This is a genomic window from Streptomyces daqingensis, from assembly GCF_014645895.1.
Lineage (GTDB): Bacteria > Actinomycetota > Actinomycetes > Streptomycetales > Streptomycetaceae > Streptomyces > Streptomyces daqingensis.
In genome coordinates this window covers 213158-228590 of sequence record NZ_BMMP01000003.1, presented here as the reverse complement: position 1 = coordinate 228590, position 15433 = coordinate 213158, and the positions used below count along the sequence as shown (strand labels likewise).

Annotated in this window: 12 protein-coding genes; 5 read left to right on the top strand and 7 right to left on the bottom strand. The window is 69.3% G+C overall.

Annotation, left to right across the window (positions count from 1 at the left end; translation table 11 throughout):
- Nucleotides 1-423: 423 nt before the first annotated feature.
- Genes IEY56_RS06065 through IEY56_RS06050 form a run of 4 tightly spaced genes read right to left on the bottom strand, consistent with a single transcriptional unit; the run spans nucleotide 424 to nucleotide 4864 of the window.
- Nucleotides 424-1992 carry a tryptophan halogenase family protein gene (locus IEY56_RS06065; RefSeq protein ID WP_189036038.1) on the bottom strand — a complete coding sequence of 523 codons (1569 nt, stop codon included), beginning with the start codon at nucleotides 1990-1992 and terminating at the stop codon, nucleotides 424-426.
- A gap of 55 nt (nucleotides 1993-2047) precedes the next feature.
- Nucleotides 2048-3304 (bottom strand): pyridoxal phosphate-dependent aminotransferase, encoded by a 1257-nt coding sequence (locus IEY56_RS06060; RefSeq protein WP_189036037.1) that lies wholly within the window; start codon nucleotides 3302-3304, stop codon nucleotides 2048-2050.
- 49 nt (nucleotides 3305-3353) lie between these two features.
- Nucleotides 3354-4100, bottom strand: a complete 747-nt coding sequence (locus tag IEY56_RS06055) for an SDR family NAD(P)-dependent oxidoreductase (protein ID WP_189036036.1) — start codon at nucleotides 4098-4100, stop codon at nucleotides 3354-3356.
- The gene (locus tag IEY56_RS06050; RefSeq protein ID WP_189036035.1) at nucleotides 4097-4864 is read right to left on the bottom strand and encodes a thioesterase II family protein; all 768 of its coding nucleotides are present in this window, start codon (nucleotides 4862-4864) and stop codon (nucleotides 4097-4099) included. Before IEY56_RS06050 ends, IEY56_RS06055 begins: the two co-directional genes overlap by 4 nt.
- A 119-nt stretch (nucleotides 4865-4983) precedes the next feature.
- On the opposite strand from IEY56_RS06050, the gene IEY56_RS06045 reads away from it, so the two are divergent.
- Entirely contained in the window at nucleotides 4984-6609 is a 1626-nt protein-coding gene (locus IEY56_RS06045) for a (2,3-dihydroxybenzoyl)adenylate synthase (protein WP_189036034.1), read from the top strand.
- A 448-nt stretch (nucleotides 6610-7057) separates the two neighbouring features.
- Here IEY56_RS06045 and IEY56_RS06040 read toward each other — a convergent pair whose 3' ends face one another.
- The 3 genes from IEY56_RS06040 to IEY56_RS06030 form a co-directional block, all read right to left on the bottom strand.
- Nucleotides 7058-8626 carry a flavin-containing monooxygenase gene (locus IEY56_RS06040; RefSeq protein ID WP_189036033.1) on the bottom strand — a complete coding sequence of 523 codons (1569 nt, stop codon included), beginning with the start codon at nucleotides 8624-8626 and terminating at the stop codon, nucleotides 7058-7060.
- Between the two features lie 14 nt (nucleotides 8627-8640).
- Nucleotides 8641-9852 carry a cytochrome P450 gene (locus tag IEY56_RS06035; RefSeq protein ID WP_189036032.1) on the bottom strand — a complete coding sequence of 404 codons (1212 nt, stop codon included), beginning with the start codon at nucleotides 9850-9852 and terminating at the stop codon, nucleotides 8641-8643.
- A gap of 174 nt (nucleotides 9853-10026) precedes the next feature.
- On the bottom strand, nucleotides 10027-11418 hold the full coding sequence (locus IEY56_RS06030; RefSeq protein ID WP_373292038.1) for an MFS transporter: 1392 nt from the start codon (nucleotides 11416-11418) through the stop codon (nucleotides 10027-10029).
- A 256-nt stretch (nucleotides 11419-11674) separates the two neighbouring features.
- Here IEY56_RS06030 and IEY56_RS06025 point away from each other — a divergent pair, with 256 nt between their 5' ends.
- The 4 genes from IEY56_RS06025 to IEY56_RS06010 all read left to right on the top strand — a co-directional run bounded on the left by IEY56_RS06025 (nucleotide 11675) and on the right by IEY56_RS06010 (nucleotide 15078).
- On the top strand, nucleotides 11675-12334 hold the full coding sequence (locus tag IEY56_RS06025; RefSeq protein ID WP_229711647.1) for a TetR/AcrR family transcriptional regulator: 660 nt from the start codon (nucleotides 11675-11677) through the stop codon (nucleotides 12332-12334).
- Between the two features lie 141 nt (nucleotides 12335-12475).
- Nucleotides 12476-13018: a winged helix-turn-helix transcriptional regulator gene (locus tag IEY56_RS06020; RefSeq protein ID WP_229711646.1), complete on the top strand. Its 543-nt coding sequence runs from the start codon at nucleotides 12476-12478 to the stop codon at nucleotides 13016-13018.
- A 240-nt stretch (nucleotides 13019-13258) separates the two neighbouring features.
- On the top strand, nucleotides 13259-14557 hold the full coding sequence (locus IEY56_RS06015) for a cation:proton antiporter (RefSeq protein ID WP_189036029.1): 1299 nt from the start codon (nucleotides 13259-13261) through the stop codon (nucleotides 14555-14557).
- The gene (locus tag IEY56_RS06010; RefSeq protein ID WP_189036028.1) at nucleotides 14554-15078 is read left to right on the top strand and encodes a flavin reductase family protein; all 525 of its coding nucleotides are present in this window, start codon (nucleotides 14554-14556) and stop codon (nucleotides 15076-15078) included. The genes IEY56_RS06015 and IEY56_RS06010 overlap by 4 nt, the downstream gene beginning before the upstream one ends.
- Nucleotides 15079-15433: the final 355 nt, after the last annotated feature.

Below are 15433 nucleotides of genomic sequence, written 5' to 3'. Positions count from 1 at the left end.
ATCGAGGCGGTGCAGAGCCAGAACACCGAAAGTGACATCCACTCTGCGGATGTCACTGCGCCCTGCAATCCAGTCTCTGGAATTGAATGAACTTTAACCATCGACGTCTCGCCACGAAAGTGTCACTCCACATTCGCCCCTGTGTATTTTTCATACGGGGAAATGGGGAGGTCAGAAGCCGGCCGTGCGCGGCCTGGTCGGGCGCGCTCGGGCAGCGCCGCACCGGCCGGCGGCGGCCTCGTCGGTGGGCCTCGCCTCTGCCACCCCGGCGAAGAGGCGTACGCGTCGTCGGAGGAGGCCGTACGCGTGCCGGAGGAAGCGGTATCCGCCTGCGGTCATACGAAGGGCTCCCGCTCGTCCGCCTCCGCTGATGTCGGATCGTCAGGGCGGACGAAACGGGAGCCTGCCGTCACCGGCTTGCCGTCAGGAACGCGCGGCCTTCGAGTTGAGGACGTGCTCCAGGTAGTCCCAGTGGCTCGGCAGCTGTTCGACCTGCGTCTTCGCCTGGTCCCTGATGAGCCGCAGCTCCTTCGTCGCGGCGACGTCGTCCATCATCGCCAGACCGGGCAGCGACTGCACGTCAAGACCGCCCAGGCCCAGGATCATCGCGGTGTACGAGTACGGTTCGAATCCGTGGTAGTAGGGGTAGACCGTGTTCTCGTCGGGGAGCTTGGCCTTCCACTGCTCCAGCCGTCCGGCGAGGCCGTCGGGCTTGGCCCGGGTCTTGGCGTCCCGCCAGTAGTCGTTGTCGTTGCGCTTGGCGGCCACGTAGTGCAGGACGAGGAACTCCCGTACGCCGTCCATCACGTGGGCGACCTGCCGGTTGTAGGACTTGCGCAGCTGATCGTCGTCCCGGCCGCCCGGGAAGTGCTTCACCAGCTGCTCGATCCCGTTCTGGATGAAGAAGATCCCCGTCGACTCGAGCGGCTCGACGAACCCGCTGGACAGCCCGATCGCCACGCAGTTGTTCACCCACGAGTTCTCGCTGCGGCCGATGCGCATCCGGATGTGGTTGGCCTCCAGATCGTCCGCGGCGGGGCCCCAGAACTCCCGGAGCGTGCGCTCGGCCTCGTCCGGGGTGCAGTAGTCGCTCGCGTAGACGTAGCCGGTACCGATCCGCCCGATGAGCGGAATGGTCCAGATCCAGCCCGCCTCCTTCGCGGTCGACCTGGTGTACGGGCCCATGCCCTGGTCGGCCATCTCCATGGGCACGCGGAGCGCGACCGCGCTGTCGTTCGGCAGGGTGTCCTGGTAGGAGACGAAGGGCACGCCGAGCTTCTTGTTGAGCAGCATGCCCCGGAACCCGGTGCAGTCGATGAAGAGATCGCCCTCGAGGTCGCCGCTCTCCTTGGTGCGCACGTGCGTGATGGAGCCGCTCTCGTCCACTTCGGTGGCGACGACGTCGTCGAGGACGTGCCGGACGCCGCGATCGGTGCCGTAGCGGGTGAGCAGCTTCGCCAGCAGAGTCGCGTCGAACTGGTACGCGTAGGGGAACTGGGTGGTCTGCTCGGCCATCGTGGACCGGGTCATCGGACCTGAATCGTGCTCGCCGAACTCGGGCCCCAGCCACCGCCCGTCCAGCCCGCGGGGCGAGCGCTTGGCGTCGCACAGCGCGGCGATCACCGTGCAGTCCCGGTCGTAGTCCGCGCTGGGCTTCTTGTGCAGCCACCAGTCGGCGAGGGAGACGCCCTCCACGACCCGCGGCCGCTCGAAGGGGTGGTAGAAGTGATGCCCCTCGGCCCGCCAGTCGTCGTAGCGGATCGCCAGCTTGTACGTGGCGTGACACTCCGGCATCCAGTCGCGCTCCTCGAGTCCGAGATACGCGAAGAAGTGCCGGATCGTGCTGAACGAGGCCTCACCGACACCGATGGTGGGCACGTTCTTGGACTCGACGAGAGTGACCGCGAGCCGGTCGCCGAACGACGCCTTCAGATACGACGCGGTCATCCAGCCGGCGGTCCCGCCGCCGACGATCACAACACTCTTGGCCATCGTTTCCTCAACCCCTTTTGCCCGAACTGACTTTGAACCTCTCACCGGCCTCGTCTCAGTCGGCTGACGTCGGGCCCCCGTCACCGCACTCGTCGACGAACTCCACGATCTTGCGCACCCCTGTCTCCAGCGCTGACTGGTCCACGCAGAACGCGATCCGGATCAGCTGCCGTGCCCAGGGCGCGAAGTCGTGGGAGCGGACGCGGCCCTCGGCGTCCAGCTCGGGGCGCATGGCGAACCCCTCGCCCGGAACGACCGCGACCCCCTTGCTCTCCAGCAGCCGGGCCGCGAACGTCTCGGCGTCCAGGCCGGTGCGGCCCACGTCCAACATCGCGTACCACCCGCCGGCAGGGAGCTCGTGCAGCAGCCCGGCCCGGATCAGCGGCGGCAGCGCCACGTCCCGGTTGCGCTGAACCAGCTTGCGGTTGGCCGCCGTCGACTCGTGGCGGCTGTCCAGCGCGGCGATGCCCGCGTACTGGACCGGGGTCGAGGTGCCGATGATGTTGGCCTCCTGGGCGACCTTCATGACATCGGCGGCGCGGTCGTTCGCCAGCGCGACGTAACCCAGTCGGTAGCCGGTCATCGCGAAGCTCTTGGAGAAGCTGAAGACGCTGTGCACGATGCGCTCTTCGACGGGGAGGTCCCGTTCGAACGACGCGACCGAGACGTGCTCGCGCTCGTAGACGAAGTGCTCGTAGGCCTCGTCGCTGATGACCTGCCAGTTCCGGCTGCGCGCCAGGTCCAGCAGGGCGCCGATCTCCGAGCGGTCCAGGACCACACCGGTCGGATTCGCCGGCGAGTTGATCAGCAGGACCCGGGTGCGCGGCGTCGCCGCGGCCGCGATCGTCTCGGGGTCGGGCCGGAGGTCCGCGCCCAGCGGGTAGAGCACGGGCCGGAACCCCGCGAGCACGGCCTGCTGCAAGTGGACCGGCCAGTGCAGCTCAGGCAGCAGGATCTCCGCGCCGGGCTCCGCCAGCGACTGCAGCAGCGCGGCCAGGCCCTGACAGGAGCCCGGGGAGATCAGCAGCCGGGAGACCTCGCTGTCCACGCCGTTGTCGGCGCGGAGCTTGTCCACCACCGCCGCCCGGAGTTCAGGCAGGCCCTCCACCCCGGTGTACTTGGTCTCGCCGCGCCGCACGGCGTCGATGAAGGCCTCGGCGACGTTGTCCGCCGGGTTGAAGTAGGGGTCGCCCACATGCAGCTTGACCACATCGACGCCGGCCTCCTTCTCTCTGAGCTCCGCAGCCCGGAAGATGCGGTGCAGGCAGGAGGAAGGAATGGATCCGGCGGCGGACAACGTCTCGGATTTCATGCTCGTGCCACCTCTGTCCCGTTGGAAACCGTCAGATTCATCAGGTGTGTCATGCGGTCCGGCCGCCGTCGACGGGGATCAGCGCGCCGGTGATCCAGCCCGACAGTTGCGGGTCGAGCAGCAGGCAGACCCACTGGCCGATCTCGGTGGCCTCGCCGAACCGGCCCATCGGGGTCGACGCGAGGAGGTCGAGGCGCATCTGCTGGGTGGCCTGTTCGCCCAGGCCGGTCTCGTTCCACATCGGGGTGTCCACCGGGCCCGGAAGGATCGCGTTCACGCGTACGTCCGGCGCCAGTTCCCTGGCCAGGGAGCGTGTGAGGCTGTTGACCGCCGCCTTCGTCGCGCCGTAGAAGGAACGCCCCGGCATGGACAGCGCACCGCCCACGGACGAGATGTTGACGACGCTGCCGCCGCGGGCCCGCAGCTGCGGAAGTGCGTGGCGGATGAGCTGGGCCGGCGCGGCGACGTTGACGGCGAACATGGCGTCGAACTCCGCGGGATCCGTCTCCTCCAGGCGGCCGAACCGGGCCCGCCCCGCGTTGTTGACCACCGCGTCGAGCGCGCCGAAGCTCTCGGTCGCCGCCGTGACGATCCGTTCGGCGGCACCGGACGCACCGACGTCCTGGGACACCACCGTGACAGCGTCCCCGTAGCGCTCCGCCAGCTCCCCGAGCGGTTCCGGGTTGCGCCCGACGGCCGTGACGCTCGCGCCCGACTTCAGCAGGGACTCCGTGATCCCCCGGCCGATTCCGGTGGCCGCGCCGGTGACCACGACCGACTTTCCGGCAAGCGTCATCCCACGACCTCGCTCTCCGCGAGGACCGAGAGGATGTCGCGAATCAGCTCCTCCGGGTCGGACAGGAACCGGAAGTGCCCTCCCGGCAAGGCCCGCACGCTGAAAGGACCGGTGCCGGACCTGGCCCAGGCCTCCAGCCCTGCCGCGTCGACCAGCGGGTCCTCGGTGTTGAAGTAGCCGCGGACCCTGCAGTTCAGCGACTCGTCGGGCGGCTTCGGCCGGTAGGTCTCGTGGAGCGCGATGTCCGACCGGAGCACCGGCAGGAGCAGCTCCCTGAGCTCGACGTCGTCCGCCACGTCCGGATCGATGCCGCCCATGTTCCGCAGCAGGGACCAGAGTTCGTCGTCGGAAAGCAGATGTGTGGTCCCGCCGGCGGTCAGCCACGGGGCGGGTGCGCCGGAGACGAACAGGCAGTCCACGGGTGTGCCGCTCTCCTGCAGCACGCGCGCGGTCTCGTACGCGACCAGGGCGCCCATGCTGTGCCCGAACAGGGCGCAGGGGGCGGGGTCGAGGCGCTGCAGCTCCGCCGCGACGGAGGTGGCCATCTCGGCGATGCTGCTCGCGGGGGCTTCGGCGATCCGGTCGGCGTGCCCCGGGTACTGGACGGCGAGCAGCTGGGAGTGCGCGGGCATCGCCGACGACCAGGCGCGGTAGGTCGCCACCGAACCGCCGGAGTGGGGGAAGCAGACCAGCCGGTCAGCGGGGCGCTCCACGCCGTTGAGGGACCGCACCCAACCTCGATCAGGCGTTCGTCTGAAGGTCACACCGTCGAGCTTCACCGAACGCGTGACCCGCCCACGACAATCTGTCAAAGCTCTGTCGAATCTTCCGTCACTCCTGTGCGGCTGCCCGAACCTGATGCCGTCGCAACCAAGGAGGAAGCATGCTGGACGGGTTCGTGCCTTGGCCGCCCGAGTTCGCCGACCGCTACCGCCGGGCCGGCTACTGGAACGGGGTCTCCCTGCGGCAGCTACTCGCAGACAGCGCGGGAAGCCGCCCCGACAAGATCGCCGCGGTGGACGTGCAGCGCCGGGTCACGTACCGCGAGTTGCTCGCGGAGGCCGACCGGATAGCGTCCGGTCTGCTCGATCTCGGCGTCGGCGCCCGGGACCGGGTGGTCGTGCATCTGCCGAACCGGATCGACTTCCTGACCACCGTCATCGCCCTGTTCGGCATCGGCGCGATACCGGTTCTCGCCCTGCCCGGTCACCGCCGGGAGGAGATCCTCCACCTCACGCGCGCTTCGGGTGCGGTCGCCTACGTCGGACCGGACCGGCTTCAGGGGTTCGACTTCCGGGCGCTGGCCCGCGACGTCCGCCGGGAGGCGAGCAGCCTGCGGCACGTCGTGATCGCGGGCGACGCCGAGGAGTTCACACCGCTGTCCGAGCTCGCTGAGACCGCCGCACGGGAACTGCCGCCGGTCGACGCGTCCGAGGTGGCGCTGCTGCTGCTGTCGGGCGGCACCACCGGTGTGCCGAAGCTGATTCCGCGGACCCACGACGACTACGCGTACAACATCCGCGCCTGCGCCGAGGTCGTGGAGTTCGACGACAGCGGTGTCTACCTCGCGGCGAACCCCGTGCCGCACAACGCCGCACTCGGCTGCCCCGGAGCGCTGGGTGCCCTGCTCCTCGGCGGGAAGGCCGTCCTCGCCGCCAACCCCAGTCCCGATCACGTCTTCCCGCTGATCCAGCGGGAGGGTGTCACGCTGACCACGCTCGTACCCGCCCTGGCGCTGCTGTGGGCGGACTCGGTGGCGGCCAAGCCGGTCGACATGAGCCGCATGACCATCCAGGTGGGCAGTTCCAAGTTCGGGCCCGCGGCGGCGGACCGGGTGAGCAAGAACCTGGGCTGCCGGATCATGAACGTCTACGGCATCGGTGAGGGCCTGATCACCCACACGCGCATCGGCGACCCGCCGGAGGTCGTCTTCGGCACCGAGGGCAGGCCCGTGTGCCCGGACGACGAGATCAAGATCGTCGACGCGGACGACCGCGAGGTCGGCCCGGACGTGACCGGCGAGCTGCTCACCCGGGGTCCGTACACGATCCGGGGGTACTTCGCCGCACCGGAGGTCAACCGCCGGTCGTTCACCGCTGACGGCTTCTACCGCAGCGGCGACCTCGCCCGGATGACCGGGGACGGGAACGTCGTCATCGAGGGCCGCTTGAAGGACATCATCCACCACCTGGGCGAGAAGGTCTCGGCGGAGGAGGTCGAGGGCCATGTCCTGACCCATCCTCTGGTCCGGGACACCGCCGTGATCGGCGTGCCGGACGACGAACTCGACGAACGTCTCTGCGTCTTCGTCGTCCTCGGAAGCGGTGCGAGCGCGTCGACGCCGGACATCACCCTGCGCACGCTCCGGGAGCACATCCGCCAACGCGGCCTGGCGTCCTACAAGTTCCCGGACGAGCTGATCGTGGTGCCGGACCTGCCGCGCACTCCGGTTGGCAAGATCGACAAGCAGGCGCTGAAGGCCCAGCTGAAGGAGCACCAGACGGTCTAGACGAGTGGGCCGGAGCTTCGGCCCGCGCATGAAGAGGGTCTCGCCGGTCCTTGCGTGACGACAGGACAGCGAGGCCCTCGCCATGCGCTCCTGCCCCAACGAGCAGCCGCGCTGCAGCAGGCGTCTCCGCCGTACCGGGACGCTGATCACGCTCCGCTGCGGGGCAGAGGAACGAGGCTGCGCCACCGTGACGAAGCCGCTCAGCGCGGCGCTTCTCCTCAAGGAGCACGTCGCCCCGTCCGCGCGGGAGCCCCGGACACGGCACGAGCGACACCGGACGCGGTCACCCGTGCCGCGTTCGATGTCGCTCCCGCCGCAAGCCGGCCTCGAACGGCTGCCGCAGCTCACGGACTTGATCCCGCGAAACCTCGGCCTACCGGTTCCGTGCCGGGTGACCCGGCCGTCGGCGGCCGCCGGACGGATCAGACGACGGCCGGCGCCGGACGGATCAGTACCGGGGGTCCGCCTTCATCAGGCCCATGGCGATCAGCACCCGCGAGACGACGCTGACCGCCGTGAAGGCGAGGACCTGCGGGAGCTTGAACGCCGACGGCATTCTCATGACCGTCCTCCGCGCGGTCCTGTGATCACTGTGCGGGCCGTACAGCCGGTAGATGTGCGGCATCTGGGATCCGCACCACAGCTTCCAGGCCAGCCGCGGGTTCAGGAAGACCTCCGGGCGCCACGGAGAGCACCCGATCACCTTCGAGAAGTCGATCATGAAGTGGTTGTAGTGCACCAGCGTCCGGATGTCGGGGTTCCCGTGGAAGACCTCGTCCTCGTACGACGCCTGACGCTCGATGAGGCCCTGGAGCCGGACACGGTCGGGCAGCTTCCTCTTTCCGCTGCACAGCAGGGCGAAGTACCGGCTCTGCATCTCGGAGCAGGCGGGGACACCGCCGGCGGTCGGCCTCGCCCAGCCGATGAAGACGACGCCGGCGCCGATCTCCGGGTGGATCATGTGCTTGTAGAGCTTCCGCACATCGTCGATGTCGACGTCCTTCAGGATGCTGAAGTCCTCGACGTACCCGGTGTTCAGCATGATCGTGTCGATCTTCACCTGCCTGCCGTCCTTGAACCGGACGAAGTCCTTGCCGAGGCTCTCGATACCCGACGCGTTGACGGTGAGCGAGCCGTCGACGACCCGGTAGATGAACGCCTCGTTCTTGGTCAGGAAGTGATTGAAGAAGTTCCTGTTCTTCGCGTTCCAGTCGCCCAGGGCCCGTGCGGCGGCCGTCCTGCCCCGGCGCTTGTTCCGCTTCATCCCCAGTCGCATGCCCGCGCCTGCGGCCGCCAGCGGCACCGAGTGGAGCAGGTGCGAGGTGTAGGTGTCGTTCGTGTGCTCCTTGCCGCCCGGGTACCGCTCGACTATCGGCTGGTGGCGGCGCACGGAGAGCGTGCAGCTGGTCGCCGTCTGGGCGATCTCGTTCACGACGTCCGCTGCCGTCTCCCCGATCCCGACGCAGAGGACCCTCTTCCCACGGAACCGTTCGGCGTTGCGGTAATGGGCGGAGTGAACGATCTCGCCCTCGAATTCGGCCTGCCCGGGCAGGCTGATGTAGTTCGGGACCCGGTGGGTGCCCGTGGAGACGACCACCGCGTCGAACTGATGGGACTCGCGTGCTGCCGGGTCGCCCACCGGTGCGACCTCGACGGTGTAGCCCCCGCTGTCGTTCTTCGACACGCTCAGCACATCGGTCCCGCACTTGATCGAGGACGCGAGACCGAACTTGTCGACGAAGTCGAGCAGATACCGGCGGTACTCGTCCGCGGACCAGTACCGGCGCTCCTGGTTCTGGGGCGGAGGGAAGCTGGAGAACGTCATCATGTAGTTGGAGATCGTCAGCATCGTCGAGTCGTAGGCCCCCGCCTCGCCGGACGCGACCCCCGCGCGGAACACGCCGCCTATTCCGGCACCGTGCTCGAAGCAGGTGACTGAATGCTCTTCGTCGAGCAGCTCCTTTATCGCAACCAGACCCGACGGGCCGGCACCGATGACGCAGATGTTCTTTTTCACCTTTGGCTCACCTTCTAGCGGCGTGCGAAATGAACCGGCAGGGTTTCGTAACCGGTGAGGAAGTTCGAGTAGATGGGGCTCGGCGTCCCCCGCAGTTCCATCCGCCCTACGGCGGCGGCCAAGGCGTCCAGCAGAGCCCGCAGTTCCGCCCTGCCGAGGAATGCGCCCAGGCAGTAGTGCGGGCCGTGGCCGAACGAGAGGTGCTTGTTGGGCGAGCGGGACAGCGTGAACCGGCGCGGCTCGTCGAAGACCGCCTCGTCGTTGTTTGCCGAGACGTTCCACAACGTGACGATGTCGCCCCGGCGCACCTTGCTGCCGCGTATCTCCAGATCCTGAGCGGCGGTGCGCGCCAGGTGGATCCCGGGCGTCGCCCAGCGGATGACTTCCTCCACCGCCGAGTCCAGGGAGACCTCGCCCGCCTGCAGCGCGCGCCACTGCTCAGGGTTCTCGATCAGTGCGAGCACGGCGCAGATCGCCGAGATCCGCGACGTCTCGTCGCCTCCGAGAATGAGGCTGTAGCAGTTCACGGCGATCTCGTCGACTTCGAGCGAACGCCCTTCGACCGTCGAGGTCGCCAGCATGCTGATGACGTCGTCGCCCGGCTTGTCCCGCCGTTCCTGCGCCAACTCCATGAAATAGAACACGATTTCATTGCGGGCGCTGAGCGCGTCGAGCTCCGTGCTGTCGGCCTCCCCGGACGACAGCGCCATCTTGTTCCACTTCAACAGCTGGGCGCGGTCCGCGAACGGAATGGAGAGCAGATCACAGATGGTGTTCATCGGGATCTGCTCGGCGACGTCGGCGGCGAAGTCGAACGCGTCGCGGCCGATCACTGTCGAGACCAGCTCGGTCGTGCGTTCCTTGACCTGCTCCACGACCTTGCCGAGAACGCGCGGGGTGAAAGCCCGGAACATGAGGCTGCGCAGCTTGCGGTGGTGCGGCGCGTCAGTGACCGCGAGCATGCTCCCGCCCGCGGAGTCGTCCCCGCGCAGCACCACGTCGAGGACGTTCCCCCGGGCGGAGCTCAGGCTCGGGTCCTGATACAGCGACTGGATGTCGGCATAGCGCGAGACCACCCAGAACCCGGGATTCCGGTCGGTGGCTTCGTGCCAGTACACGGGATACTCGGCACGCACCTCGCGCCAGAACTCATGGATGTCGTTCTCGACGAAAGTGGCCGGATCGGAGAGGTCCAGAGACCGAACTCTGAGAGCAGGCTGACTCATTGCGCGAGAGTGACAGGTCACGCTCGGCCGATGTCCGAATTCTGACGTGTTTCTTTCTGGCCTGGGACAGAAAGACTTCCCGGCCGACCGGTCGATGCCGGCCTGCCGGGAAGCCCCTGCACGTATCGGTCAGGCTGGGCGGCGGCCTCCGTCCGAGGCCCGCTCAGCCGTCCGTCAGTCCCCCTCGGGGACGAGGCCCCGGTCGGCCTCGACCGGCGCGGGCGCCGCCGTGCTCGTGCGGGGCAGCACGGTGAGCGCGATCAGGACGGCCCCCACCAGGAGCACGGCACCGACGGTCATGCCGAGCCCGTAACCGTCGGCGATCGCAGCGGGATCGGCGTTCTCGCCGGCGCGCTGGTGGGCGACCGTGCTCAAGGAGGCCAGACCGAGGGCCGCGCCGAGCTGGCGGGTGCTGTTCAGCATGCCGGAGGCCGTGCCGGTCTCGTGGGGCGCGACGCCCACGGTGGCCGTTGAGACCACCGGGGCGAGGCAGAACCCGAATCCGACGCTGGTGACGATCGACGGCCCCAGGACGTCGACTGTGAACGAGCCGTCGGCGCTGATCATGCCGAACCAGGTGAAGCCGGCCGCGGTCAGCAGCCCGCCGCCGATCAGCAGGCTCCGGGCCGGGAACTTGTATCCGAGCTTGATGGCGGCCACGGAGCCGACCACCACACCGAGCGCGAACGGCAGGAACTGGATCCCGGCCAGGGCCGGTCCGGCTCCCAGCACGCCCTGCAGGTAGAGGGAGACGAAGTAGAAGGCCGAGGCCATCGCGGCGCCCAGGAGGAGGTTGTACGAGTTGGCGCCGGCGACCGAGCGGTTGCTGAACAGGCCGAGCCTGATCAGCGGGTCACGGCTGGTGGTCTTCTCGACGTACAGGAACGCGGCGAGGAGCACGACGGCCGCCGCCAGGACGGACAGTGTGACAGTCGAGGTCCAGGCGTACTCGTCGGTGCGCACGACGCCGAACACCAGCAGGCTCATGCCCGCCGTGGCGAGGACCGCGCCGAGCACGTCCGGGCGTCCGCGGCGCTCGACGGGCTCGTCGGGAGCGATGCCGCGCAAGGCCAGCGCCAGCGCCACCGCGACCATCGGGACGTTGATGAACATCACCCATTCCCAGCCCGCGTACTGGGTGAGCAGGCCGCCGATCAGAACGCCGAGGGCACCGCCCGCGGCGTTCATCGCGCTCCACACGCCGAACGCCTTCACACGGGCCTTACCGGTGGGGAAGGTCCGTGTCAGCAGCGCCAGGGCGGCCGGGGCCAGCGCGGCGGCCCCGACACCCTGCGCGGCACGTGCGGCGACGAGCTGACCGGGCTCCTGTGCGAAGCCGCCGAGCAGGCAGGCGAGGCCGAAGACGGGGAGACCGATCGTCAGGATCCGCTTGTGCCCGTAGCGGTCGGCGATCTTCCCGCCGAGCAGAAGGAGCCCGCCGAAGGTGAGGGCATAGGCGTGGATGACCCAGGTCAGGCCCGCTTCGCCGAAGCCGAGACCGGAGGCGATCTCCGGCAGTCCGACGTTCACGACCGACAGGTCGAGGGACACCATGAACTGCACCACGGCGACCGCGGCGAGGGTGAGCTCAGGCCGAGCAACCCCCTCGCGGCCCCGTTCTCCGCTTGCTGATTCCGTGTTAGTCACCGCGACTCAGTCCCTCTGTGATCTCGGGCAGTAGTTTCCGAACGCGTTCTGAAATTACCTCGGGATCGGTAGACTGTCGAGCGCAGACGGCGGGGGCCATGAGTTGTTCACGGAAAGGCATGATGGGGCGGTGTCCCGAGCCAAATCAGCGCACGGCCGCGTCGGCCGGCCTCCCGTGACATCCCGGTCGCAGATCCTGACCGCGGCCCGTCACCTCATCGACCACATCGGCTGGGAGAAGCTGACCATCCGCCGCCTGGCCGCCGAGATCGGCATCGGCGCGACGACCCTCTACCACCACGTACGGGACAAGGAAGACCTGCTCTTCCTCCTGATCCACGAATACGCGGACCAGATCCCGCACCCCGATCTGCCCAGCGAGCCGCGGGACCGCATCATCGCGTGCGCCACCGCGATCCACGACGGCCTAGCTGCCTGGCCGTGGGCCGCCGAGGTTCTCACCACCGACGGGTTCATCGCGCGGCTCAGCGACTCGGCTCTGCTGCTGGTGGAGACCATCGTGGCCGCGGCGATCGAGTACGGATGCACGCCCGAACAGGCCGTCCATGTCTTCCGCAACATCTGGTACTACACGGTCGGCGAGATCCTCGTCCGCGCGCACTCCCCCGGCCGCCGCCCGGACGACGAACGCCCCGACCAGCCCGTCGCCCTCTTCGACGGCCTCGACGCATCCCGGCTGCCGCACCTGGCCGCCCTCGGCGACCAGTGGGCGACGCTGTCCTGGCGCGACACCTACCCCCAGGCGCTGAGCGCCTTCGTCGACGGGCTGCTCTCCCAGGCCACCGAGCGGCCCGGGCAACGCGCCGACGGTTGACCGAACACCGGCGGTTCCCGGCGGACTGCCGAACGGGACGTGGTGCTCGCAGTCTTGCCGTTTTCTTTCCGTGCTCCGTTCCGACGGCCCGCGGTACCGCAGGCTTTGCCCGAGAAGATTCCGACCTCTTGGGAGCCGACGGTGAGCAGCGATCTCTTGAGAAGCCAGAACGGCGAGCGCGCGCAACCGAGTACGCCGGCCCCGAAGGCACGGATCCCGGACTGCCCGCTGGCCCGCACGGTCGAAGTGATCGGCCACTGGTGGACCTTGGAGATCCTGCACGAGGTCTGCGAAGGCCACACCCGGTTCGAGACGATCCGCCGGAATCTGGATACGCCCGCCGCCGTACTGCGGGACCGGCTCGCCGACCTGGCGGCGAAGGGCCTGGTCGAGACCGGGGACGGTACCGCGGATGCCGCTGACCGTGAGTACCGGCCGACCGAGCGCGGGCGCGCGCTGCGCCCGCTCATCCTCGCCATGGCGGCGTGGGGGAATCGTGAACTCGCCCCGCAGGACCGCAGTCTCGTCGTGGTCGACGCCAGGACGGGCGTTCCGGTGGACCCGGTCGTCGTCGACCGCCTCACGGGCCGGCGGATCGACACCACCGACTACGTCTTCGCCCGCGGCCCCCAGGCAAGCGAGTCGATCAGCGCTCGCTATCCGGAGATCCCGGAACGGGCGTGACCCGCGCGTGAGCGGCGGCCGCCCAGAGCTGCCGGACCCGCGCCATAAGCCACGGCCCCGTCCCCGACTCCGCGTTCGCCGCTCCTCGTAGCCGTTCGCCGGGTGCGGCGCGGACCGCGCGGGACCGAGGCACTCGCTCGCCCTCCAACTGTCCACCCAGCGGCACGGGAACTCGCCAGGATCCGCTCTTCTCGGGTCGGGCGACCGCGTCGGCACGGATACGAAGGATTTTCCACCGCCATGGATTCATGGGAGAACCTGCCCCTTCCCGTGCACGTGACCGCCGCGCTCTGCGTCGTGCTGCTCCTTGCCCTCGCGGGACGGACCGCTGCCCGGTGGCTCCGCCAGCCCGAAGTCGTCGGGGAGGTCCTCGTGGGCCTGCTCGTCGGCCCCGTGGTGCTCGTGCTGTCCGACCGTGCCGCCTTCGACGCCCTGCTCCCGGCCGACGTGCTCGACGTCCTCGAACTGATCGGCCAGACAGGGCTCGTGCTCTATCTCGTCGGCCTCGCGCACCGGTTACGGCCGGAACCGGGCTCACTTCCGCGGCGGCGACTGGCCGCCGTGGTCACCGGCGCCTTCGGAGTACCCCTGATCTCCGGGCTGCTTCTGGTGTGGTTCATCGCGGCCACCGGCGACTCCGCGGCCCGGGGCGACGTTCCGCTCCCGTCCTTCGTCCTCATGGTCGCGGTGGCCATGTCCATCACCGCGGTCCCGGTCCTGTCCCGGATCCTCGGGGACCGGGGGCTGAGCGACTCCACCGAGGGAAAGCTCGCTCTGGCCACGGGCATCGTCATGGACAGCCTGGGATGGTTCATGCTCATGGTCGCCATCGGTCTGAGCGCCGGGGACCTGTCCGGCCTGTGGCGCTCCGCGCTCGCGCTCCTCGCGGGCGGCGGCTGCGCGCTGCTGGTGCACTTCGGGCTGAGGTCCGGTCCCGCGCGCCGGCTGTGCCGGCGGGCGCCGGGGACGACCGCGGTCCTCATCGGCGGCGCCGCGCTGGGCACCGCGCTGCTGACCGAGCGCCTGGGCATGACCGCCATCGTCGGCGCCGCGCTGGTGGGTCTCGCCATCCCCCACGAGGCCCTGGCCCCCTGGCACGGGCCGGTCGCCGCCGTATCGCGCGCCGGACGGGCGCTCACGCCGGTCTTCTTCGTGGTCACCGGAGTCAGCGTGCTCATCAGGGCCTTCGCGTCGGCTCCCTGGACGCTGATCGCGGCCACCTTCGCACTGGGCTGCGTGAGCAAGCTGCTCGGCGGCTGGGCCGGAGCCCGGCTCGGCGGCATGCGCCCGGACGCGGCCCGCCGGATCGGGGTCCTGATGAACACCCGTGGGCTGACCGAACTGATCGTGCTGGAGGTGGGACACCGCGCAGGCATCCTGCCGGGTCCCCTGGTCCTCGCCCTGGTGGTGATGGCTCTGGCGACCACGGCCATGACCGGCCCGATGCTCAGCCTGCTCGACCGCGCCGAGCGCCGCAGCACCACTCCGATCCCGTCGGAAGTTCCCCGCCCTGTAGCGACGGAAGGTAGTACCTCATGACCGAGTCCCCTGCCACAGCCGCATCGTCCCTGCCCACGGCGACCCCTGACGCGTTCCGCACCATGATGAGCGGCTTCCCCACCGGCGTGTGCGTGGTCACCAGCGTCGACGGAGCGGGAACCCCGTGGGGGATGACCTGCTCCTCGGTCTGCAGTGTCGCGCTCGACCCGCCGACGCTTCTGGTGTGCCTGCGTTCGGGCAGCCCGACGCTGGACGCCGCCTTGGAGCACGGCGGTTTCACGGTCAACATGCTGCACGAAGGGGCCCGGGACACGGCCGAGTTGTTCGCCTCGGGCAACCCGCGCCGGTTCGATCTGCTTCCGTGGGAGCAGGACCCAAGCGCCCATGGGCCCCACCTCGTGCGTGACGCCCACACGATGGCGGACTGCACCGTGGTCATGACCCAGCCCTTCGGCGACCACGTGACGGTGTTCGGCCGGGTACGCAGGATCGTACGGAGCCGTCCGCAGTCACCCCTGCTGTACGGGCTGCGGCAGTTCCGGACGTGGTCCGCCACATGACGCCCCGCATGTGACCGGCGCCGCGGGCTGTCCGTCCACACGTCGCGTAGCCGGGCCCGGGCGGAACGAATTCGCCTGCCGCGCACCGTACTTGACCGACCGTGCTGCCGCCCCGGCCGTGTGATCGAGGGCTGGGGTCCGCTGCTCTCGCGGCTTCCGCTACGGAGTGCCTGCACGCATCCGCCGGGACGGCCCCGGGCCGTAGCCGACGGCGGCCGTGTATACGCGAATCGCACACAGTCTCTGGTTTCGCCTGCGTACCGTCGCCACTATGACGGAAGCTAGCCCCCCTGGCCCGCTCAATCTTTCTGCAGCAGCGGCGGGCCCGTAGCCGGCGAGGCGACCCGGGGGGTCG

What these genes read in the sequence shown, in the direction of transcription:
- IEY56_RS06060 (WP_189036037.1), bottom strand. Translation starts at nt 3,304, where the DNA reads ATGAAATCCGAGACGTTGTCCGCCGCCGGATCCATTCCTTCCTCCTGC.
- IEY56_RS06045 (WP_189036034.1), top strand. Translation starts at nt 4,984, where the DNA reads ATGCTGGACGGGTTCGTGCCTTGGCCGCCCGAGTTCGCCGACCGCTAC.
- IEY56_RS06065 (WP_189036038.1), bottom strand. Translation starts at nt 1,992, where the DNA reads ATGGCCAAGAGTGTTGTGATCGTCGGCGGCGGGACCGCCGGCTGGATG.
- IEY56_RS06015 (WP_189036029.1), top strand. Translation starts at nt 13,259, where the DNA reads ATGGATTCATGGGAGAACCTGCCCCTTCCCGTGCACGTGACCGCCGCG.
- IEY56_RS06035 (WP_189036032.1), bottom strand. Translation starts at nt 9,852, where the DNA reads ATGAGTCAGCCTGCTCTCAGAGTTCGGTCTCTGGACCTCTCCGATCCG.
- IEY56_RS06010 (WP_189036028.1), top strand. Translation starts at nt 14,554, where the DNA reads ATGACCGAGTCCCCTGCCACAGCCGCATCGTCCCTGCCCACGGCGACC.
- IEY56_RS06055 (WP_189036036.1), bottom strand. Translation starts at nt 4,100, where the DNA reads ATGACGCTTGCCGGAAAGTCGGTCGTGGTCACCGGCGCGGCCACCGGA.